Below are 692 nucleotides of genomic sequence, written 5' to 3'. Positions count from 1 at the left end.
CTAAAAACAGATGGTCTTCAACAGGTGGTTACAAATTATGAATTTGATGGACTAATTCTAGGAATTAGAAGTGACGAGGAAGGTTCTAGATCTAAGGAAAGAATATTTAGTGAAAGAAATAAGGATTCCGAATGGGATTACACTAATCAAGCGCCAGAACTTTGGGACCAATTTAAAACTGATTTTCCAAAAGGAAACCATATTAGGGTTCATCCAATACTTCATTGGAATGAAATTGATATATGGTCTTATATACAGAGAGAAAATATACCACTTATAGATTTATATTTTGCAAAGAATGGTGAAAGATACAGAAGCCTTGGCTGTGCTGAGTGTACTGGTAAGATAAAATCTAATGCTACAAACATTGATCAAATAATTGAAGAATTGAAACACACTACAACAGGAGAAAGAGCAGGCAGGGCTCAAGATCAAGAGGATTCTTACGCTATGCAAAAACTTCGTAAAGATGGATACATGTAAGGGAGGGGTTTATTACTAATGGAAAATACAAGAGAAGTATTAAGAATAGTTGCAGTAGGACACGTAGATCACGGCAAGTCAACAGTAATTGGAAGATTACTTTATGATACAAAATCATTACCGGAAGGTGCAATTGACAAAGTTAAAAGAATTGCAAAAGAAACAGGTAAACCCTTTGAATATGCTTATCTATTAGATGCTTTTGAAGA

General features: G+C 34.2%; 2 protein-coding genes. Both read left to right on the top strand.

Translation table 11 applies throughout. The features are described 5' to 3' along the window. A partial coding sequence (locus tag LGK95_RS22210) for a phosphoadenosine phosphosulfate reductase domain-containing protein (RefSeq protein WP_226127108.1) occupies positions 1-483 on the top strand: 483 nt, incomplete at its 5' end. A gap of 18 nt (positions 484-501) precedes the next feature. Then, positions 502-692 (top strand): GTP-binding protein (locus tag LGK95_RS22205; protein ID WP_264174637.1); only part of this gene is annotated, 191 nt, incomplete at its 3' end.

The sequence above is a fragment of the Clostridium algoriphilum genome (assembly GCF_020443705.1).
Lineage (GTDB): Bacteria > Bacillota > Clostridia > Clostridiales > Clostridiaceae > Clostridium_AD > Clostridium_AD algoriphilum.
This window is presented reverse-complemented; position numbering and strand designations above follow the sequence as displayed.